This window comes from Sphingomonas sp. ABOLE, assembly GCF_003950455.1.
Classification (GTDB): Bacteria; Pseudomonadota; Alphaproteobacteria; order Sphingomonadales; family Sphingomonadaceae; genus Sphingomonas; species Sphingomonas trueperi.
The window spans coordinates 1-20,424 of the sequence record NZ_QQWY01000052.1; the positions used below are offsets into that span (position 1 = coordinate 1).

The following is a 20,424-nucleotide window of genomic DNA, read 5'->3' on the forward strand; positions in this document are numbered from 1 at the left end:
CTGCGCCTTTCCCCTTTTTCTCGGGGCGGCCGCTGCGCCTGAATTTCGGTGACCACCGCTGCGTCCCGGTGAGGAGCACCGCGTCGGTGGAGTGGCTTCTATGCGCGCTTCCCAGGACCGTCAACACGAAAATGAAACTTTCTGTCGTTTTCGTGACAGCCGCCCCGAAAACGGCGGAAATCCGCGGTTTTTGATCGTCGATAATCGCGGCAGGAATGACCGTTTGATGACCATTCCCGCCGAATCACCGGCGAATCCCCCCAGAATCAGCCCTGCATCCCCTGAATCGCGGCGAAGGCACGCACCGCTTCGGCCTCATCGCCGCCCCACACGGCATGGCTGACCGCCAGGAAATCCGCCCCCGCCTGCACCAGCGGCGCTGCATTGACCGGGGTGATTCCCCCGATCGCCACGCAGGGGATCTCGAACAGCGCCGACCACCAGGACAGGATCACCGGCTCGGGGCGATGCTCGGTCGCCTTGGTGCTGGTCGGATAGAAGGCGCCGAACGCGACATAGTCGGCCCCCGCCTCGCCTGCTTCCATCGCGAGGTGCCGGCTGTCGTGGCAGGTCACGCCGATCTGGACATTGGGGCCCAGGATCACGCGTGCCTCGCGGGCGTCGCCGTCCCCCTGCCCCAGATGGACGCCGTCGGCGCCGAGGCGCTTGGCGAGGCTGACGCTGTCGTTGACGATGAAGGCGACCTCGGCATCGGCGCAGATGCGCTGCAGCGGCTCGGCGAGCTTGACGGCCTGGTGCTGGTCGACATCCTTCACGCGGAACTGGAAGGCAGCGACGGGGCCGGCATCGAGCGCGCGGCGCAGGCGATCGGCAAAGCCGCCGGTCACGTCGAGCGGCGATATCAGATAGAGCTGGCACGGCGGGCGACGATCGTCGCGGACGAATTTCTCGGCAAAGCCTTCGAGGTTCGCTTCGTCTTCGAGATCGTCGAAGGGTTCGGACATGGGATACTCCGCTGCTGAAATCTGGCGGAACGCTACCGCCTTTGTCGGCGGGCCTTCCACCCCCTGTCCGTCGGGGTCAAGCAGCGGCAGTTATGCGGCGGCGCCGTCCGGGCGAACCCGTCGGCGCCGCCGGGGCAGGTTTCAGGCCTCCTCGCCCTTGTAGATCGCTACCAGCTTGTCGAGCATCGCCAGCGCCTCGGCGCGCGGGCGCTGGAAGGTATTGCGGCCGATGATCGAGCCCTGGCCGCCGCCGGCGAGAATGTCGCGGGCGTCCTGGTACACCGCATCCGCCCCCTTCGACGCGCCACCCGAGAAGACGACGATGCGGCGACCGGCGAAGCAGCTCTGCACCACATGGCGCACGCGATCGGCCTGGTTCGACCAGTCGGTGCCCTCGTAGAGCTTCTTGGCCTCGGCCTGCTCGATGTTCGCGGCGGGCAGCTTGACCTTGATGATGTGCGCGCCGAGCAGCGCCGCCATGTGCGCGGCATAGGCGCCGACGTCGAGCGCCAGTTCGCCTTCCTTGCTGAGCTTGCCGCCGCGCGGATAGGACCAGATCACCGTCGCGATGCCGACCGAGGCGGCCTGGGCGCGCATTTCCTTGATCTCTTCCATCATCTCGAACACGCCGTCGGCGCCCGGATAGATGGTGAAGCCGATCGCCGAGCAGCCGAGCCGCAGCGCATCGTCGACGCCGCCGGTGACCGCCTGGTCGATGCCGGTCGCCCAGCTGTTCGAGCTGTTGACCTTGAGGATCGTCGGGATCTGGCCGGCAAAGGTGTCGGCCCCCGCCTCGATCATGCCGAGCGGCGCGGCATAGGCCGAGAGGCCCGCGTCGATCGCGAGCTGGAAATGGTAATGGGGATCATAGGCGTCGGGATTGACCGAGAAGCTGCGCGCCGGGCCGTGCTCGAAGCCCTGGTCGACCGGCAGGATGATCAGCTTGCCGGTGCCGCCGAGCTTGCCCTGCATCAGGATGCGCGCGAGGTTCGCCTTCACTCCGGGATTGTCGGAGCCGTAATTGTCGAGGATCGCTTTGACGGCCGGTGTGATGCCCATGATGTCCCTCTGGATGGTGATACCGAGGGGTCCGTATCGCGCCCCTTCCCTTACGAAAAGGCTGACAACGTTGCCGAGTTGCTGCGGAGCAAAACTATTTCCGCAGCTGCGTAACAGCTCAAGCACCTGCCGGGGGATTGGTATTTCTTTGGTTTGTAGAAGCTGTCTTATTGACGCGATACCACTGCACCGGACCATCCTCCGCCCAGCGCAGACGAGAGAATCACCTTGCCGCCGGTACAAACAAAAAGGGCGGGAGCGCCGTTGCGTCCCGCCCTTCCCTGTCGGTACGGCCTGCCTCAGCGCGCCAGTGCGGCGACGCCGGGGAGTTCCTTGCCTTCCATCCATTCCAGGAAGGCGCCGCCGGCGGTCGAGACAAAGCTGAACTCGCCGCCCACGCCGGCCTGGTTGAGCGCCGCCACCGTGTCGCCGCCGCCGGCGACCGAGACGAGCTGGCCTTCCTTGGTGAGCGCCGCCGCGGTGCGGGCGAGCGAAACGGTGGCCGCATCGAAGGGCGGGATCTCGAACGCGCCGAGCGGGCCGTTCCACACCAAGGTCTTGCAGGTCTTGAGCACGTCGGCGAGCGCCTCGGTGGCGGCGGGGCCGACATCGAGGATCATCTCGTCGGCGGCGACTTCATGGACGTTGACGGTGCGCACCGGCGGGTTGGCGCGGAATTCCTTCGCCACCACCACGTCGTAGGGCAGGTGGACGGTACAGCCGGCGGCATCGGCCGCGTCCATGATCTCCTCGGCGGTACCGGTCAGGTCATGCTCGCACAGGCTCTTGCCGACATCGACACCGCGCGCGGCGAGGAAGGTGTTGGCCATGCCGCCGCCGATGATCAGATGGTCGACCTTGGCGACGAGATGCTTGAGGACGTCGAGCTTGGTCGAGACCTTGGCGCCGCCGACCACCGCTGCCACCGGATGCTCGGGGTTGCCGAGCGCCTTGTCGAGCGCGTCGAGCTCGGCTTCCATCTGGCGGCCGGCAAAGGCGGGCAGCTTGTGGGCGAGACCTTCGGTCGAGGCGTGCGCGCGGTGCGCGGCCGAGAAGGCGTCGTTGACATAGAGATCGCCGAGCGCCGCGAAACGATCGATCACGGCGGGGTCGTTCTTTTCCTCGCCGCCGAAGAAGCGGGTGTTTTCCAGGAGCGCGATGTCGCCGTCGTTCAGCGTTGCGACCGCAGCGGCGTCGCCTTCCCAGTCGATATAGCGGACGGGACGGCCGAGCACCTGCTCGAACGGCTTCACCACCTGGGCGAGTGAGAGCCCGGCGCTGGGCACGCCCTTGGGACGACCGAAATGCGCGAGGACGAGCACCTTGGCGCCCTTGTCGGCCAGTTCGGCGACGGTCTGGATCGCGGCGCGGAGGCGCGTGTCGTCGCTCACCTTGCCGTCGGCCATCGGCACGTTGAGGTCCTCGCGGACCAGCACCCGCTTGCCGGTGATATCGCCCATGTCGTCGAGCGTCTTGAAAGTGCGCGCCATGCTGAACCCCTCGCGTTTGAATTGCTGCGCGAGCGGCATCCTGTCGGCGGAGCGCTCGCACCCTGCGCTTATGCCTGTGGTCGCCGTGCCGCCCCCGCCCCACCATCGTCATCCCGGCGGAAGCCGGGATCCATTGGCCTGGACGTCTTCGCTCCTGCTTCGCCCGAGTGGCGAATGGATCCCGGCTTTCGCCGGGATGACAGAAGAAGAGTTGCCCCGCGACACTAAGGCCGCCTTGAAGATGGGAGGGGCTAATCCTCGGGCCGATCGCCCGTGCAGCCGTCCTCCCCTCCCCTAGCCCCTCCCGCAAGCGGGAGGGGGATTTTGGTCGTCCTCCGCTGGAGCGGAGGACTTCAGTCTTAGAACCCCGCCATCACGGTCGCGGTGTCGACCATGCGGTTCGAGAAGCCCCATTCGTTGTCGTACCAGCTGACCACGCGGACCAGCTTGCCGTCGATCACCGCGGTTTCCAGGCTGTCGACGGTCGACGAGGCCGGGGTGTGGACGATGTCTGCCGAGACGATCGGATCGGCGGTGTAGACCAGCACGCCCTTGAGCGGGCCGCTCTCCGACGCTGCCTTCAGCACCGCGTTCACTTCCTCGACCGAGGTGTCGCGCTTCGGCATGAAGGTCAGGTCGACGAGGCTGCCATCCGGCACCGGCACGCGGACGGCCGAACCGTCGAGCTTGCCCTTGAGCTCCGGCAGCACCTCGCCCACCGCGCGGGCGGCGCCCGTCGTGGTCGGGATGATCGACATCGCGGCGGCGCGCGCACGACGCAGGTCCGGGTGGATCTGGTCGAGGATCTTCTGGTCGTTGGTATAGGCGTGGACCGTGGTCATCAGGCCGCGCTCGATGCCGATCGCGTCGTTGAGGACCTTGGCAACCGGCGCCAGGCAGTTGGTGGTGCACGACGCGTTCGAGACGATCGTGTGCTCGGCGGTCAGCTTGTCGTGGTTCACGCCGTAGACGACGGTGAGGTCGACATTCTTGCCCGGGGCCGAGATCAGCACCTTCTTGGCGCCGGCATCGATGTGCTTCTGGGCGTCTTCGCGCTTGGTGAAGAAGCCGGTGCACTCCAGCACGATGTCGACGCCGTTCTCGGCGTGCGGCAGGTTGGCGGGATCGCGCTCGGCGGTCACCTTGATGCGCTTGCCGTCGACGACGATGTCGTTGCCGTCGGCTTCGACCGTGCCGGGATACTTGCCGTGGATGCTGTCACGCGAGAACAGCCAGGCGTTCGACTTCGCGTCCGAGAGATCGTTGATCGTGACCAGCTCGAGGCCGCTTTCCGGGCGCTCAAGGATCGCGCGTGCCACCAACCGGCCGATACGTCCGAAACCGTTGATCGCAACCTTGGTCATGCCTGTTCTCCGTTCAGCTTAGCGAGGATCTGCGGAACGATGGCGTCCGCAGTGAGACCGAAATGTTCGTAGAGCTTTAGATAGGGACCCGAAGCGCCGAAGCCATCGACGCCGAAGCGCAAACCATCGTTTCCGGTATAGCGCTCCCAGCCGAAGGTGGTGCCAGCCTCGATCGACACCTTGAGCGCATCCTGCGGCAGGATGTCGCGGCGGTAGGCGACGTCCTGCGCGTCGAAGCGCTCGAAGCACGGGACCGAGACGACGTCGGCGCCAATGCCCTGGGCTTCCAGCGCCTCGCGCACGGCGACCGCGATCTCGACTTCCGAGCCGGTGGCGAGCAGCACCACCTTGCGGGGGGCTTCCGCCTCCAGCAGCGCATAGGCGCCGCGCGCCGAGCGGTTCTCGGCGGCTTCGGTGCGCAACTGCGGCAGGTTCTGGCGGCTGAGCGCGATCAGCGAGGGGCCGTCGGTCTTGGCGAGCGCGGCTTCCCAGGCCTCGGCGGTCTCGACCGCGTCGCACGGGCGCCACACGTCGAGGTTCGGGATCACGCGCAGGCTCATCAGATGCTCGACCGGCTGGTGGGTCGGGCCGTCCTCGCCGAGGCCGATCGAGTCATGCGTCATCACATAGACGACGCGGGCGTGCTGGAGCGCCGAGAGGCGGATCGCCGCACGGGCATAGTCGGCGAAGACGAGGAAGGTGCCGCCATAGGGGATTACGCCGCCGTGCAGCGCCATGCCGTTCATCGCGGCGGCCATACCGAATTCGCGGATGCCGTAGTTGATATAGCGGCCGCCATAATTGTCGGCGTCGAGCCGCTGCAGCCCCTTGGTCAGCGTGTTGTTCGAGCCGGTGAGGTCGGCCGAACCGCCGATCGTCTCGTCGAGGATCGCGTTGACCGCCTCCAGCGCCAGCTCGGACGCCTTCCGGGTCGCGACCTTTTGCGGGTTGGCGAGCAGGCTCTGGACGTGCGGCTGGAGCAGGTTCGGCTGCACGTCGCCGCGGCGTTCCCAGCCGAGGCGATCGGGGTGCGCGGCGAGACGCTCCTTCCAGGCGGCGTGCGGCGCGGCGCCGCGGGCACCGGCGGCGAGCCAGGCGTCGCGGATGTCCTGCGGGATCTCGAACGCCGGGTGGTTCCAGCCGAGCGCAACGCGCGCGGCGGCGACTTCGTCCTTGCCGAGCGGCGAACCATGGACCTTGGACGAACCCTGCTTGTTGGGCGCGCCCTTGCCGATGATCGTGCGGCACTTGACGAGGACCGGCTTGTCGCTGGCGACCGCCTCGTCGAGCGCGCGGACGATGTCCGCCTCGTCATGGCCGTCGCATTCGACGACATGCCAGCCGGTGGCGCGATAGCGCGCCGGGATGTCCTCGACCGAGGAGAGCGACACCGGGCCGTCGATGGTGATGTTGTTGTCGTCCCACAGCACGACCAGGCGGTTGAGCTTGAGGTGCCCGGCAATGCCGATCGCTTCGTGGTTGATGCCTTCCATCAGGCAGCCGTCGCCGGCAATCACCCAGGTGCGGTGATCGACGAGCTCGTCGCCGAAGGTGGCGTTCAGGTGCCGCTCGGCGATCGCCATGCCGACCGCCATCGCCAGGCCCTGGCCCAGCGGGCCGGTGGTGCATTCGACGCCGGCAAGCTCGAAATTCTCGGGGTGGCCGGCGCAGGGGCTGCCGATCTGGCGGAAGTTCTTGATGTCTTCCAGCGTCGGGCGGGCATAGCCGGTCAGGTGCAGCAGCGAATAGAGCAGCATCGAGCCATGGCCCGCGGACAGGACGAAGCGGTCGCGATCGGGCCAGGCGGGATCCACCGGATCGAACTTGAGATAGCGCTGGAAGAGGACGGTCGCGACGTCGGCCATGCCCATCGGCATGCCGGGGTGACCCGAATTGGCGGCCTCTACCGCGTCCATGGAAAGCGCGCGGATGGCGTTGGCGCAATCGGCGAAGGATGCTGTCACGTGATATTCCCCGTCTGGTCGCGCACGCCTTTGGAAGCACCGGGCCCCCGCGTCAACCGTTCGGCGCAAGCGTTACGAACTGCATTAACCCTGCCGCCCTTGCCGCTGCGGCGAACCATGCTATCCGGCACGACAATGTCCGACCCAGTAGCAGATCGTATCGAGCGAGCTCTGAAGCGTATCGAAGTCGCCGCGGCCGCGCAGACGCAGGCACGCGCCAGGCTCGAGACCCGCAACGCGACGCTGCGCGCGCGGATCGAGTCGGCGCTGGTCGATCTGGATGCGCTGATCGCGCGCGAGCGCGAACTGGAAGCGCAGCTGGCCGGCGATGAAGGCGACGTGCAAGAGGAGCAGGGCTGATGGCGGAGATCACGCTCCAGGTCGCCGGGCGCAGCTATTCGGTATCCGCGCGCGACGAGGACATGCCGCACCTGCGCGAACTCGAGGCGCGGATCGGCAGCCATGCCGACGCCGCACTGCGCGCGGCCGGCGGGCAAAGCGGCGAACGCACCCTGCTCTATCTCGCGCTGATCCTCGCCGATGCGCTCGACGAAGCGGAGAAGACGCCCGCCCCCGCGCAGGCCGTTCCTGACGAACTGTTGGAGCGGATCGCCGATCGGCTGGAAGCCGTCGCATCGGCCCTTGAGGAAAGCGACGCGACGTCCTAGATTAAGGTTGTGGCGGGAACTGCCCGGTGCGAGCCTTAGCAATTATCCCTGAGGCTATAATCTTCATCCATGGGAGCTGTCCCTGTGCAGATCCTGGTCTGCAACACATGGTTCCCACCTGACGTTCTGTGCGTCGGTGGATATTCAGGCCAACGGCCCATGGTGGTTCCCGTCACACCTTGCCCGCAGATCCGATGCTGAGCGACAAGCCCGCCCTCCGCGCGCGACTTCGCGCCGCGCGCGACCTGTTCGCCGCGCAATCGAGCACCGCGATCCGCGCCCCCGAGGCGTTCGTCGAGAAACTGATGCCGGGGATGATCGTCGCCACCTATTGCCCGGTGGGCAGCGAGGCCGACCCGACCCAACTCGCCGCCGCCGCCGCCGAGCGTGGCTGTGCGCTGGCGCTGCCGCACGTCATCGACCGGGCGGCGCCGATCCGCTTTCTCGCCTGGGACATGGGCGCACCGCTGGTCGCCGGGCCGTTCGGACTGCGTCAGCCCGATGCCGCCAGTCCCGAGGTGGCGCCCGACGTGATCCTGACCCCGCTGATCGGCTATGACCCGCGGCTCAACCGCCTCGGCCAGGGGGCCGGCCATTACGACCGCGCCTTTGCCCGTTTCGAGCGGGCCTGGCGGGTGGGCGTCGCCTGGTCCGCGCAGGAAGTCCCTGCCCTTCCTGCCGATATCTGGGACGTGCCGCTCCACGCCGTGGTCACCGAGCAGGGCATGCGCTGGCACGCCGAGCCATGAACCCCAGCTGGCGCAAACCTGCCGGCGCGCTGGCGATCGTCGGGCTCATCCTGGTGTGGGTGGTGCTCGTCGCGAGCTTCTCGGGGCCGATCGGGCGGCTGCCGATCCTGGTGCAGACCCTGGTCTACCTGGCGCTGGGGATCGTGTGGATCCTGCCGCTCAAGCCGCTGCTGCGCTGGATGGAGACGGGGCGGTGGCGGGTGCCCCCTCCACCACGCCGCTGACGCGGCGCGGTTCACTCCCGCTGCGTGGGAGAAGAGACGCTTTTCTACCGCCGCAGCCCTTAGCGTTTCCTCCACCGCGAAGCGGGGGTGGAGGGGGCTTGCCTCAGCGTTCGCGTACCGCCTTGAACTCCGACCCCGCCTTCCATGTCGGCCAGGCCGACCCGTTCGCCAGTTCCGCCCCGATCGTGCCCAGCAGATCGATGTCCTGCACCGCACCGCCCAAGTTCCAGTCCGGCCCCCAGGCGTCGCAGGCCTGGTGATAGCATTGGCCGGTATAGGCATCGATCCACGCCTGCCCGGCCGCCACCCCGCCCTGCTTGAGGTCCGAAGCCCCGGCGATGCCCATCAGCAGCAAGGTCGGCACACCCTGCTTGGCAAAGGAGAAATGGTCCGCCCGGTAGAACAGCCCGCGCTCGGGGAGCCCCTCGGGCGTCACCCGCCGCCCCTGCGTCGCGGCGACGCGGGCCATGTCGTCTTCCAGCGTGTTCTGGCCCTTGCCGACCAGCACCACGTCGTTGGCCAGCCCCGCCGTCTGGAGAATGTCGAGCGTCAGGTTGGCGACGGTCTTGGCCATCGGCACCACCGGATGCTGCGTGTAATAAAGCGAGCCGAGCAGCCCCCGCTCCTCCGCCGTCCAGGCGACGAAGACGACGCTGCGCTTCGGCACCGGCCCCGCCTTCATGCTCCGCGCGATCTCGAGCAGCCCGGCAATGCCTAGCGCATCGTCATTGGCGCCCGCGCGGTAGATGCGCCCCTTCGCATCGGGCTTGCCGACGCCGTACGCGTCCCAGTGCGCGCCGAACATGACTGCTTCGTCCGGCCGTTCGCTGCCGGGGATCTTGGCAAGAACATTGTAGCTGTCGACCTGCTCGGCGGTGACCGGCACGTCGGCGGTGAAGCGGACGCCCGCCAGCGGCACCGGGCGGAAGCTCGCCTTGCGCGCCTCGACCCGCAGCTTGGCGAGATCGAGCCCGGCGGCGGCGAACAGCCGCGTCGCCGCCCCGCCCTCCAGCCAGCCCTGCAGGGCGACGCTGGTAAGGTCCTCGGGCTTGCGGACGATGTCGTAATTCTCGCCGCCGCTGCTCACCACGACGTTCCAGCCATAGCCGGCGCCGGGCGTATCATGGACGATCAGCGCGCCGACCGCGCCGCGCCGCGCGGCTTCCTCGAACTTGTAGGTCCAGCGGCCATAATAGGTCATCGTCCGCCCGCCGAACTTGGCCGCCACCGGCTCGCCCTTCCCGGCTGAGAAATCAGGGTCGTTGACCAGGAACACCGCGACCTTGCCCTTCAGGTCGACGCCCTTGAAGTCGTCCCACTGCCGCTCGGGCGCGGTAACGCCATAGCCGACGAACACCACCGGCGCGCCAGCGATTCGCGCGGCGGCATCGGGCCGAATCGTCGAGACGTAGAGGTCCCTGGCCTGCTCGACCGGCATCGCGCCCTTGGGGCCGTCGAATCGCAGCGTCGCGGGCGTGCCGAGGCGGGTGTGGAGCAGCGGCACCTTCTGCAGCCACTGGCCGTCCGGCCCGGCCGGCTCCAGCCCCAGCGCCTCGAATCGGGCGACCAGATAGCCGAGGGTGCGGTCCTCGCCGCGGGTGCCCGGCGCGCGGCCTTCGAACGAATCGGAGGCAAGTGTGCGGACCGTCTGTTCGATTCGCGTCGAATCGGCAGCGATCTGGGCCGTTGCAGGGAGAGCGGTGGAGGCGAGGAGCAGCGCGAGCGCGCGAGCAGAGGTGCGGATCATCGCAGCGGCTTAGCGCAGAAACGGGAGGGCCTGCAAAGGCCGGGCCAGCGCGCATGTCCCTCATTTCCGGGGATATGCGCCGCATGGCGCGAGTGACGGGGCTCGAACCCGCGACCTCCGGCGTGACAGGCCGGCGCTCTAACCAACTGAGCTACACCCGCTTGAAACCAAGCGAGGAAATCTTGGACGGCCCATCGCCGCCGGATTCCATCTGGAGTCCCGCATGGCGAGTGGCGCGAGTGACGGGGCTCGAACCCGCGACCTCCGGCGTGACAGGCCGGCGCTCTAACCAACTGAGCTACACCCGCTTGAGCCAAGCGAGGAGGCGGCACCTAGCCGCGTGTTTTCGGGCTGTCAACCGGATTGATCGAGGTTCGCGCGACGACGCGAACGATTGTCCGAAGGATCGCGCACCAGCGTGCCCTGCTCGAACAGGAAACCGGCGATATCGGGCTTGCCCGCGGCGTTGAGTACGGTCTGGATGATGATCAGCAGCGGCACCGCCAGCAGCGCGCCGGTGGTGCCCCACACCCAGCCCCAGAAGCTCAGCGAAATGAGGATCATGATCGGGTTAATGGTCAGCCGGTGGCCGACGATCAGCGGGGTGACGACGTTCGCCTCGACGAGGTGCGCCGCGATCATGATCGCCGGGGGCACCATCGCCGTGCCGATATCGGCGTAGGACATCAGCCCGCCCACCGCGAGCAGCAGCGCCGCGATCACCGGGCCGATATAGGGGATGTAGTTGAGCAGCGCGACGAGGCCGCCCCACATCAGCGGCGTCGGCATGCCCATCAGCCACAAGGCCCCCGCGACGATCAGCCCCAGGGTGACGTTGATCAGCGTGATCGTGCCCAGATAGGCCGAGGTGTCGTCGACCACGTCCTGGATCACCCGCGCCGTCGCCATCGCCCCGCCGAAGCTGGCGCGGCTGGTGATCGCGCGGCGGCGCAGCCGGGTCCAGCCCGCGAGGAAGAAGTAGATGACGAGGATCGCGAAAAACATCTCGATCAGCGCCGAGGGGGCGGAGGTGGTGAACAGATCCATCAGCGACGTCGGCGGCTGGGCGGCCTGCACCACTGGCTGGCGGACCGGCGCCGAGGCGAAGTTGTTGAGCGTCTTGTTCACGAACCGCTCGAGATTCGAATAGAAGCGGATCAGCGGTTCGAGATTGTGCTGGATCTTGGGAATGCTCTCGGGCAGCCGCCGGATCCACTGCCAGGCCGGCACCACGATCGAGGCGAGCGCGACGTTCGCCGCGGTGAGGAACAGCAGCACGCAGATGAAGGCGGCGATCGGCGCGGGCAGCCGGTGCCGCTCGAGCCATTCGAGGAAAGGCACCAGCGCGATCGCGATCACCAGCGAGGCGGTGACCGGCAGGAAGAAGCGCGCTCCCGCCTGGAGCGCGAAGGGCAGCGCCAGCACCAGCCCCATGCCGGCGATCAGCACCAAAGCGGCCATCAGCCGGTCTCGGCGCAGGCTGGGCGCGGGCTCCTCGCCCTCCCAATCCTCGGGCAGATCGGTGGCCGCGATCGGATCGGGAACGCCCCCCGCCCCGCCGCGGTCTCCACCCATCATCCCGGTACGCTGGTCCACGCGAAAATCCCTTTCTGGTACAATGTAGAGGCGTGATTGTGTTGCGGCAATGCAAGGCTCTAACACGGCGCAATTGCGGCGGCATGTGTTGCCAGCTAGCCTCAATTGCATGGCCGAATTGCTTCTGGTGATCGACGAGGGCACCACCTCGACTCGCGCGATGCTCTTCACGCCTTCCGGCCAATGTGTTGCGAGTAAATCTGCAGAACTGACGCAGCATTATCCGGGTCCGGGCCTCGTCGAACATGATGCGGGCGAGATCTGGCGGCAGAGCCATGCCTGCGCGGCGGCGATGGTAACGCTGGCGGGCGGGCCCCAGCGAGTCGCTGCGATCGGCATCACCAACCAGCGCGAGACGGTGGTGTTCTGGGACAAGGCGACGGGCGCGCCGCTCGCGCCCGCGATCAGCTGGCAGGATCGCCGTACCGCGCCCCTGTGCCAGGCGCTGCGGGAGGCGGGCGAGGAACCCGGCATCCAGGCGCGCACCGGGCTGCTGCTCGATCCCTATTTCTCCGGCACCAAGATCGCCTGGGCGATGACCAACTGGCCGCAACTCAAGGACGCGGGCGATCGGCTGGCGATCGGCACGGTGGAAAGCTGGCTGGTGTGGAAGCTCACCGGCGGGCTGCACATCACCGATGCCACCAACGCCTCGCGCACGCTGCTGATGGGCCTTGGCAGCGGTGGCTGGAGCGACGGGTTGGTCGACCAGTTCTGCGCGCCCCGCGCCGCACTGCCCGAGATCGTCGACTGCGCCGGGCGGTTCGGCGTGACCACGTCCTTCGGCGGCGCGATCCCGATTTGCGGGCTCGCCGGCGACCAGCAGTCGGCGACGATCGGCCAGGCCTGCCTCACCCCCGGCGATACCAAGGCGACCTATGGCACCGGCGCCTTCGTGCTGACCAATGCCGGCACGCTCCAGCCGCGCTCGCGCCACCGGCTGCTTTCAACCGTGCTGTGGCAACTGGGCGGGCGGCGCACCTATGCGCTGGAAGGATCGGTGTTCGTCGCGGGTAGCCTCGTCCAGTGGCTGCGCGATTCCCTCGGCCTGATCGCCACCGCGGCGGAGAGCGAGGCGATCGCCCGCTCGGTGCCCGACAATGGCGGGGTCTATTGCGTGCCGGCGCTCACCGGCCTCGGCGCGCCCTGGTGGGAACCGGAGGCGCGTGCGGCGATCTCCGGGCTCAGCTTTTCGGCGGGCCGCGCGCATATCGTCCGGGCCGCGCTGGAGGCGATGGCACACCAGAGCCACGACCTCGAGACCGCCTTCGCCGCCGATGGCGCGCAATGGGGCCGACTGCGCGTCGATGGCGGCATGATCACCAACGACTGGATCGCGCAGGACCTGGCCGACATCCTCGCCCTCCCCGTCGACCGGCCCGATTTCGCGGAAACCACCGCGCTGGGCGCGGCGATGCTCGCGGGCCTGGGCTGCGGCATGTTCGACAGTCTCGACGACGCGGCGATGATGCGCGGCACGGTCCGCACCTTCGAGCCGCAGATGGAGCCCGACGTGCGGGAAGCGCGGCTGGCCGGGTGGAGCGACGCCATCGCCCGCGTGCTTGCCGAAGATTGATCGCCCCCGCCCTGGCCGCATTGCCGGGCAGAGGTGGCGCCGCAGTTCTTGCATGCCGAACGCGCGAAAAAAGCCGGCCCGGGGCGAACCCCGGACCGGCCAGTGGATCCTCGGGGGAGGAAATCAGAACTTGATGCTGACGCCGCCGAACACGCTGGTGCCGCTGCGCGTCTCGTTGTGGAGACGGTGGTAGATGCTGTTGAACTGCACCTCGGTCTCGTTGGTCAGGTTGATCGCGTCGAGCGTGAGGCGGATACGGTCGGTGAGGTTGTAGAAGGCCGCCGCGTCGACATAGACCGTGCCGTCGAAGCCATCCTTGCTTTCCGGCTTCTTGCCGTCATAGCCCGAGCGCAGGTACGACGACCGATAGTTCATCGAGCCGCGGATGCCCCAGCGCTTGGTCTCGTAATATAGCGTCGCGTTGGCGCTCGACTTGGACAGGCCGTTGATCGGGTTGTTGACCCCGTTCTTGTCGCGGATGTTCGAGTCGATCAGCGTGACGTTGGTCGACATGCCGAGCTTGTCGAACGGCGCCGGCAGGAAGGTGAAGTTCGCCTGGGCGGCGGCCTCGAAGCCGGTGATGTACGCCTTGCCGCCGTTGATCGGCTTCGAATATTCCGAAACGATCGTGTTTGGCGTCAGGCTCGGCAGCAGCGAAAGCGGCAGGCCGGTGGTGCTGTAGGGCACGTTGTACTGCGTGTCGGTGATGATCAGGTTGTCGATGTCCTTGTGGTAGACACCGAGCGAGATCAGCCCGACCTGGCCGAAATACCATTCGGCCGACACGTCGATCGCATCATCCTTGTACGGCTTGAGATCGGGGTTGCCGATGCTCGCGGTGATCTTGCGGCTCGCCGGATCGCTGCCGTCCGCCGAGGCGGTGCCCGAGGCGCTCATCGAGCCAAGCGACGGCCGGTTGATGTTGCGCGCGGCGGCGACGCGGAGCAGGAAGTTGGGCGTGATTTCCAGCGCCGCGTTCAGCGCCGGCAGCACGTCCGAATAGCTCGCGCTGGTGGTCACCACGCCGATCGGCCGGTCGCTCTGGGTGACGTTGCCGGTGCTGGTGGTGTCGGTGAAGAAGGCCCGCAGGCTGAAATTGCCGCGCAGCCGCATGCCCGCCACCGGTGCATTCCATTCGAGCTGGCCGTAGGTCGACTTGGTCTCCTCGGTCACCTTGAAGGTGTTCTCGATGTCCCAGGCGCCGACGATGGTGTGCTGGGCGTTGTACTTGGCGAAGGCGCGGTCGTAATTGCCGGTCAGCCAGTCGGCCGACTTGTTCTGCGTGAACGTGTCGACGATGCTTGCCGCCGGGTCGCCGCCGAACTTCTGGAACTGGCCGTCATTGTAGATTTCCGAGCCCGAGTTGCTGAACCGGCGATAGCTGGCACCGCCGCGCAGCGTGAAGACGTCGTTCAGCGTATAGGCGCCGTTCAGCACGCCCTCGCGCAGGTTGGTCTTGTTCCAGAATTCGCGGAAGTAGAATTCCTTGAACTCGTATTTCGACGGATCGAGCGTGTTCCAGGCGTAGCTGTTGGTCGCGCTGGTGCCGTCGGCCGAATAGGTCGTCGTCATGCCGCCGCGCGCGCGGAGGTAGAGCTTGTCGTCGATCGGCGTGGTGTAGGACGAGTCCTCATAGCCGATATGGCCGTCGACCTTGAAGCGCTCGGTCGCGTCCCACTTGTAGGTCAGCGCGATCTGGTTGAACTTGTTCTTGTTGCGCGAGCGGCGATGCTCGCTGGCATAGGTCGCGTTGTCGACGCTGATCGAATCGACGAAGTTGGTGCTGTCCCAATGGATCGACTTGATCTTCGAGGTGGTGTCGAAGATCACCGAGCCCGAGGTGTTGTCGGGCCGCGTCGCCAGGTGATATTCGTCGCGGTTGGTGGTGAACTCGCCGTGGAGGCCGTCGACGGTGAACAGCAGGTTGTCGGCCGGGCGCCACTGGGTGGCGAGGGTCAGGCCGAGGCGCTCCTGCCTGGCGTCCCATACCGACAGGCGGTTGCCCGAGGCGAACACCAAATTGCCCGACTTGAACTTGGCCTGCTGGTCGGCGGAGAGCGCCGAGATGTCGAGGCCCTTGCCCAGATAGCTGGCGATCTGGCTCGCGCTCAGCTGGCTCGGCGAATAGGTGTTGTAGCCCTGCTCCTCGGTCTTGCGCTTCGAATAGGCCACCGAGAGGAGGATGCCGAAGCGGTTGTCCCAGTTCTGGCTGAGCATCGCGGCGACCCGCGGCTGGGCATCCTTGGTGTAGCTGTTGGTGCCCAGCTTGGCGGCGATGGCGCCCGAAATGCCCTGCTTCTGGTCGAGCGGCTTCGCGGTGAACAGGCCGACGGTGCCGGCCATGCCGCCTTCGGCCTGCGACGCCTGATAGCTCTTCTCCACCTCGACGCGCGAGAACAGCTCGGAGGCGAAGATGTTGAAATCGAAGGCGCGATCGCGCGAGCGCTGGCCGCGGCTGTCCATCGCCGAGTCCACATTGCCCAGCACTTCCATGCCGTTCAGCTGGACGCGGATATAGTCGGGCGACAGGCCGCGCAGCGTGATGCGGCGGCCCTCGCCGGCCTCGCGGTTGATCGCCACGCCCGGCAGGCGCTGGATCGATTCGGCGAGGTTGAGTTCGGGGAACTTCGCCATGTCCTCGGCGACGATCACGTCCTTGATGATGTTCGAATTGCGCTTCAGCTCGCGCGCCTTGGCGAGCGAGGCGATGTAGCCGTTGACGACGATCTCGCCGTCTTCCTGGCCCTGCGACGCTGCGTCTTGCGCGGCGGCGGCCATCGAAATGCAGCTCGCGCCGACGGCCAGCGCGGCGAGCGCCGCGCGGTAGGTGAATGCCATAATGCCCTCCCTTGTGGTGTGTGGGGGCCTGCCTGCCCTGGCTGCCCCGCAGCGGCGCCTAGGTTCGGTTCATGACTCAGATGTGACATTGCGTGTTGTTTTATGTGGATTTGAACGTTCCCGTGTGGGTTCTCGCGCCCACTGAACGCTGATACAGTTGCTCGATGGAAAGCTTGGACCTGCCCGCACGGGCACCCTCGGCCCGCGCGACACAGGCCGCCCGCCTCGCCACGCTGCTCGAACTACTCGAGCAGCGCGGCCAATGGTCGATCGGCGAACTGGCCGAACGGTTCGACGTGTCCGAGGAGACGATCCGCCGCGACGTGCGCCAGTTGGAGCAGGCCGGACGGGTGCAGAAGATCCATGGCGGCGTGTGCCTGCCGGGCGGCGTGCTCGAACCGCCCTATCGCCAGCGGCTGCGCGACCAGGCCGAGGCCAAGCAGCGCATCGCCGAGCGCGCGGCGGCGCTGGTCCGGCCGGGCATGACGCTGCTGCTTGATTCGGGCACGACCACGCTATGGCTGGCGCGCGCGCTGGGCCATGTGCGCGACCTGACGGTGATCACCAACAGCATCGAGATCGCCGCGCAGGTGCTTGGGCATCCGGGCCAGCGGCTCTATGTGGCGGGCGGCGCGGTCGATCCCGATTATCATGCGGCGTTCGGCAGCGAGGCGATCGACTATTGCCGGCAATTCGCACCCGACCTGACCGTGCTGTCGATGGGCGCGATCGATCCGATACGCGGTTTTCTCGATTTCGATGCGGGCGAGGCCGCGTTCAAGCGCAGCCTGCTCCCTCAGGCGCGGCGCGTCGCGGTGCTGTGCGATTCGACCAAGTTCGACAAGTCGGGCTTCGTGCAGGTCGCCGGGTTCGGGGATGTGCAGGACCTGGTGACGGACCAGGCGCCGCCAGAGGAGATTGCGGCCGCGGCCGCGGCGGCGGGGACGGCGATACATTTGGTGTGAGCGTACGCGGCCGCGCACGAAAACGCCCCTCCCGCAAGCGGGAGGGGGATTAGAAGAAGCGGCGACGGATACGCGCTAGCTCACGCCGCCTTGTCGGTAACAAACAGCGCCTTGAGATCCTTCTTCAGGATCTTGCCATTCGCATTCCTCGGCAGCGTCTCGGCCGAGAAGCGGATCGCCACCGGCACCTTGAACGCCGCGATCCGCTCGCGGACGAAGGCCTGCAGCTCCGCCTCGGTCGCGCTGGTGCCCGGCGCGAGGTGGACCACCGCCACCGGCTCCTCGCCCAGCGTGCGATGCGGGATGCCGATCAGCGCCGCGTCGGTCACCGCCGGGTGCGCGTAGAGCACGTCCTCCACTTCCGACGAGTAGATATTCTCGCCGCCGCGGATGATGATGTCCTTGGCGCGATCGACGACATAGAGGAACCCTTCCTCGTCGAGCCGCGCGAGATCGCCGGTGCGCACCCAGCCGTCGCGGAAGGTCTCGGCGGTCGCCTCGGGCTTGTTCCAATAGCCCTTCACGATCATCGGCCCCTTGGCCCAGAGTTCGCCGACCTCGCCGACCGGCAGTTCGCGCACGCCGTCGACGTCCATGACCTTGAGCTCGGCGACCGGCACCGGCGGCCCGGCGCTGGTCGGCCGGGCGAGATATTCCTCGCCGAGATGATGCGTCACCGTCGCCATCGTCTCGGTCATGCCCCAGCCATTGCCGGGGAGCGCGCCGAATTCCTGGAAGATCCGCTTGACCAGCTCGGGTGCCGAGGGCGCGCCGCCATAGGAAATGCTCTCCAGGCTCGACAGGTCGTAGTGGTGGCGCTCGGGATGCTCGAGCAGCTGCCAGGCGATGGTCGGCACGCCGCCGGTCTGGTTGACCTTCTCGCGCTGGATGATCTCCATCGCCTCGATCGGCTCCCAGCGGCGCATGAACACCACCGTGCCGCCCGCCGCGATCAGCGCCATCAGCCCGGCGCTGCAGGCGGTGACGTGGAACAGCGGGATCACCAGCAGGCCCACCTTGTGGGGCGGCGCGGCGGGCGGCACCTCGCCCCGGCGCAGCATCGACCGCGCGACCGAATAGCCCGAGGTGAGGATATTGGTCATCAGGTTGCGATGCGTGCCCACCGCCCCTTTGGGATGGCCGGTGGTGCCGCTGGTATAGAAGAGGGTGACATCGTCGTCCGGCGCGATGCCCACTTCCGGAAAGGCGATGTCGGTAAGGTCAGCCCAGCTGTTGCAGGGCCCGAGGATCGACTCCAGTGCGACCGCATCGCCCTCGATGGGCGAACAGGCGCGGCTCACCACCACCTGCTCCAGATCGGGGAGCGCGGCGTAGCATTGCTTGAGCCGCTCGTGCCGCTCACCGTCGACGAACAGCAGCTTGGCGCCCGAATCCTTCATGCCGTATTCGAGCTCGGTGCCGGTCCACCAGGCATTGAGCGGCACCAGGATCGCGCCGATGCTCACCGCGGCGAAGAAGATCGTCGGCCACTCGGGCAGGTTGCGCATCGCCAGCGCCACCCGATCGCCCTTGGCCACGCCCTTGGCCTGCATCCAGGACGCGAGATGGCAGGTGGCGCGGTAGTTCGCCTCGTAGCTGACCCGCTCGTCCTGGTAGATGGTGAAGGGCCGATCGCCATAGCCGCGCGCGAGCCGGGCGAGGATCGCGGCCGTGGGCGGCGCGTTCTTCCACACGCGCGTGGAAACCCCGCGGATTTCCACGGTGTCCATTTCGAACTTGGCGCCGGGCGCGGTGAGCATCGCGTCCACGGCGGCGAGCGGGGCTTTGGGCCAGTCGGGGGGCAAGGGCACGATCGGTTCAAGGGTCAAGGCAGCGCTCTCCATCGACTTTCTGAACTTTGGGTTTGGCTCGTTGACCAACCGGTGCACACGTTAGTGTTGATTTGCCGCGCGCTCAAGGCAATAGAAAGCGGGCGCCCGCCAGAAGGTGCATTGCACGCGTTTCGAACGAGAGGTATGCCGCCAACGATGCAAGTGGACGACCCGACCACCCATGGACTCGATGCCGCCCGGCTGGCGCGGATCGATGCCTTTGTGAAGGCGCGCTATCTCGACACCGGCAAGCTGCCGCACGCGCAGCTGCTGCTCGCGCGCGACGGGCGGATCGTCCATTTTTCGCACCAGGGCGCGGCGCGCGAGGACGGCACGGCGGTCGACGAATCGACGCTGTTCCGCATCGCCTCGATGACCAAGCCGATCACCAGCCTCGCCTTCATGATGCTGCTGGAGGAAGGCCTGGTCGCGCTCGACACGCCGGTCCACCATGTGCTGCCCGAACTGAAGGGCGTCGGCGTCTATGCGGGCGGCGGGAATGGCGAACCCTTCGTCACCACCCCTACAGCGCAGCCGATGCGGATGGTCGACCTGCTGCGCCACACCGCCGGCCTCACCTACGGGTTCCAGGAGCGCACCCCGGTCGACGCCGCCTATCGGGCCGAGCGGATCGAGAGCTGGCACGGCAATCTGACGCTCGACCAGTTCGTCGCCACGCTCGGCATGCTGCCGCTGGAATTCTCGCCGGGCGAGGCCTGGACCTATTCGGTCGCGACCGACGTGCTCGGCGCGGTGGTCGAGCGGCTCTCGGGGATGACGCTCGACCGATTCTTCGCCGAGCGGATCTTCGCGCCGCTGGGGATGCGCGACACCTTCTTCCAGGTACCGGAGGACAAGGTCCACCGGCTTGCCGACTGCTGGACGATGAAGGAAGGCGAAGGCCGCGTGCTGTACGATCGCGGCGAGGCCTCGGCCTGGTCGCGCTTCCCCAGGCTGTTGTCCGGCGGCGGCGGGCTGGTCTCGAGCGCGCTCGACTATCACCGCTTCAACACGCTGATGCTGAACGGCGGCGCGCTCGACGGCGTGCGGCTCGTCTCGCCCAAGACCGTCCAGCTGATGACGATCAACCATTTGCCCGGCGGCCGCGACCTCGCCAGCCTGTCGCGCGGGCTGTTCAACGAGACGACCAATGCCGGGGTCGGCTTCGGCCTGGGCTTCGCGATCACCATGGACGTCGCCAGGACGATGATTCCGGGCTCGGCCGGCGAATTCTACTGGGGCGGGATGTTCTCGACTGCCTTTTTCGTCGATCCGGTCGAGCGGCTTTCGATGGTGTTCATGACGCAATTCTCGCCGTCGATGCTCTACCCGATACGGCGCGAGCTGAAGACGCTGATCTATTCGGCGCTGACGCGGTGATACGGGA

The 20,424-nt window shown here is 67.3% G+C and carries 17 protein-coding genes, 2 tRNA genes and 1 other RNA gene; 9 read left to right on the forward strand and 11 right to left on the reverse strand.

What is annotated here, in order from left to right:
* The coding region (locus CA234_RS24695) for a hypothetical protein (protein ID WP_206431274.1) at nucleotides 1-194 on the forward strand (194 nt) is incomplete at its 5' end.
* Nucleotides 195-266: 72 nt separating this feature from the next.
* On the opposite strand, the gene thiE is transcribed toward CA234_RS24695, so the two are convergent.
* The 5 genes from thiE to tkt form a co-directional block, all read right to left on the reverse strand.
* Nucleotides 267-965, reverse strand: coding sequence for a thiamine phosphate synthase (thiE, locus tag CA234_RS21600; RefSeq protein WP_125977822.1), 699 nt, complete (start codon nucleotides 963-965; stop codon nucleotides 267-269).
* Between the two features lie 141 nt (nucleotides 966-1,106).
* Nucleotides 1,107-2,024 (reverse strand): class I fructose-bisphosphate aldolase, encoded by a 918-nt coding sequence (locus CA234_RS21605; protein WP_125977824.1) that lies wholly within the window; start codon nucleotides 2,022-2,024, stop codon nucleotides 1,107-1,109.
* A gap of 299 nt (nucleotides 2,025-2,323) precedes the next feature.
* Nucleotides 2,324-3,514: a phosphoglycerate kinase gene (locus CA234_RS21610; RefSeq protein ID WP_126002735.1), complete on the reverse strand. Its 1,191-nt coding sequence runs from the start codon at nucleotides 3,512-3,514 to the stop codon at nucleotides 2,324-2,326.
* A 359-nt stretch (nucleotides 3,515-3,873) separates the two neighbouring features.
* On the reverse strand, nucleotides 3,874-4,878 hold the full coding sequence (gene gap / locus CA234_RS21615) for a type I glyceraldehyde-3-phosphate dehydrogenase (protein WP_125977828.1): 1,005 nt from the start codon (nucleotides 4,876-4,878) through the stop codon (nucleotides 3,874-3,876).
* Nucleotides 4,875-6,842, reverse strand: coding sequence for a transketolase (tkt, locus tag CA234_RS21620; RefSeq protein WP_126002736.1), 1,968 nt, complete (start codon nucleotides 6,840-6,842; stop codon nucleotides 4,875-4,877). Before tkt ends, gap begins: the two co-directional genes overlap by 4 nt.
* Nucleotides 6,843-6,977: 135 nt before the next feature.
* Between tkt and CA234_RS21625 the strand changes: the two genes are divergently transcribed.
* From CA234_RS21625 to CA234_RS21645, 5 genes are all read left to right on the forward strand, one after another.
* Nucleotides 6,978-7,202: a hypothetical protein gene (locus tag CA234_RS21625; RefSeq protein ID WP_241213630.1), complete on the forward strand. Its 225-nt coding sequence runs from the start codon at nucleotides 6,978-6,980 to the stop codon at nucleotides 7,200-7,202.
* On the forward strand, nucleotides 7,202-7,510 hold the full coding sequence (locus tag CA234_RS21630; protein ID WP_125977832.1) for a cell division protein ZapA: 309 nt from the start codon (nucleotides 7,202-7,204) through the stop codon (nucleotides 7,508-7,510). Before CA234_RS21625 ends, CA234_RS21630 begins: the two co-directional genes overlap by 1 nt.
* A gap of 13 nt (nucleotides 7,511-7,523) precedes the next feature.
* Nucleotides 7,524-7,683: non-coding RNA, 6S RNA (ssrS, locus tag CA234_RS21635), on the forward strand.
* Between the two features lie 21 nt (nucleotides 7,684-7,704).
* A complete protein-coding gene (locus CA234_RS21640; protein ID WP_206431275.1) occupies nucleotides 7,705-8,259 on the forward strand; it encodes a 5-formyltetrahydrofolate cyclo-ligase in 555 nt (184 codons plus the stop codon).
* Nucleotides 8,256-8,483, forward strand: coding sequence for a DUF2842 domain-containing protein (locus CA234_RS21645; RefSeq protein ID WP_125977834.1), 228 nt, complete (start codon nucleotides 8,256-8,258; stop codon nucleotides 8,481-8,483). The genes CA234_RS21640 and CA234_RS21645 overlap by 4 nt, the downstream gene beginning before the upstream one ends.
* Nucleotides 8,484-8,586: 103 nt before the next feature.
* On the opposite strand, the gene CA234_RS21650 is transcribed toward CA234_RS21645, so the two are convergent.
* The 4 genes from CA234_RS21650 to CA234_RS21665 all read right to left on the reverse strand — a co-directional run bounded on the left by CA234_RS21650 (nucleotide 8,587) and on the right by CA234_RS21665 (nucleotide 11,691).
* On the reverse strand, nucleotides 8,587-10,230 hold the full coding sequence (locus CA234_RS21650) for a M28 family metallopeptidase (protein WP_125977836.1): 1,644 nt from the start codon (nucleotides 10,228-10,230) through the stop codon (nucleotides 8,587-8,589).
* Between the two features lie 84 nt (nucleotides 10,231-10,314).
* Nucleotides 10,315-10,391: transfer RNA gene (locus tag CA234_RS21655), tRNA-Asp, on the reverse strand.
* Between the two features lie 70 nt (nucleotides 10,392-10,461).
* Nucleotides 10,462-10,538, reverse strand: a tRNA-Asp gene (locus CA234_RS21660).
* 46 nt (nucleotides 10,539-10,584) lie between these two features.
* Nucleotides 10,585-11,691 carry an AI-2E family transporter gene (locus CA234_RS21665; protein ID WP_125977863.1) on the reverse strand — a complete coding sequence of 369 codons (1,107 nt, stop codon included), beginning with the start codon at nucleotides 11,689-11,691 and terminating at the stop codon, nucleotides 10,585-10,587.
* A 244-nt stretch (nucleotides 11,692-11,935) separates the two neighbouring features.
* Between CA234_RS21665 and CA234_RS21670 the strand changes: the two genes are divergently transcribed.
* The gene (locus CA234_RS21670; protein WP_125977838.1) at nucleotides 11,936-13,402 is read left to right on the forward strand and encodes a glycerol kinase; all 1,467 of its coding nucleotides are present in this window, start codon (nucleotides 11,936-11,938) and stop codon (nucleotides 13,400-13,402) included.
* A 123-nt stretch (nucleotides 13,403-13,525) separates the two neighbouring features.
* On the opposite strand, the gene CA234_RS21675 is transcribed toward CA234_RS21670, so the two are convergent.
* Complete coding sequence (locus CA234_RS21675; RefSeq protein WP_126002737.1) at nucleotides 13,526-16,240, reverse strand: TonB-dependent receptor; 2,715 nt, start codon at nucleotides 16,238-16,240, stop codon at nucleotides 13,526-13,528.
* Nucleotides 16,241-16,404: 164 nt separating this feature from the next.
* Between CA234_RS21675 and CA234_RS21680 the strand changes: the two genes are divergently transcribed.
* The gene (locus CA234_RS21680) at nucleotides 16,405-17,205 is read left to right on the forward strand and encodes a DeoR/GlpR family DNA-binding transcription regulator (RefSeq protein WP_125977842.1); all 801 of its coding nucleotides are present in this window, start codon (nucleotides 16,405-16,407) and stop codon (nucleotides 17,203-17,205) included.
* 80 nt (nucleotides 17,206-17,285) lie between these two features.
* On the opposite strand, the gene CA234_RS21685 is transcribed toward CA234_RS21680, so the two are convergent.
* Nucleotides 17,286-19,049, reverse strand: a complete 1,764-nt coding sequence (locus tag CA234_RS21685) for a class I adenylate-forming enzyme family protein (RefSeq protein WP_125977844.1) — start codon at nucleotides 19,047-19,049, stop codon at nucleotides 17,286-17,288.
* A 144-nt stretch (nucleotides 19,050-19,193) separates the two neighbouring features.
* Here CA234_RS21685 and CA234_RS21690 point away from each other — a divergent pair, with 144 nt between their 5' ends.
* On the forward strand, nucleotides 19,194-20,417 hold the full coding sequence (locus CA234_RS21690; protein WP_125977846.1) for a serine hydrolase domain-containing protein: 1,224 nt from the start codon (nucleotides 19,194-19,196) through the stop codon (nucleotides 20,415-20,417).
* Nucleotides 20,418-20,424: the final 7 nt, after the last annotated feature.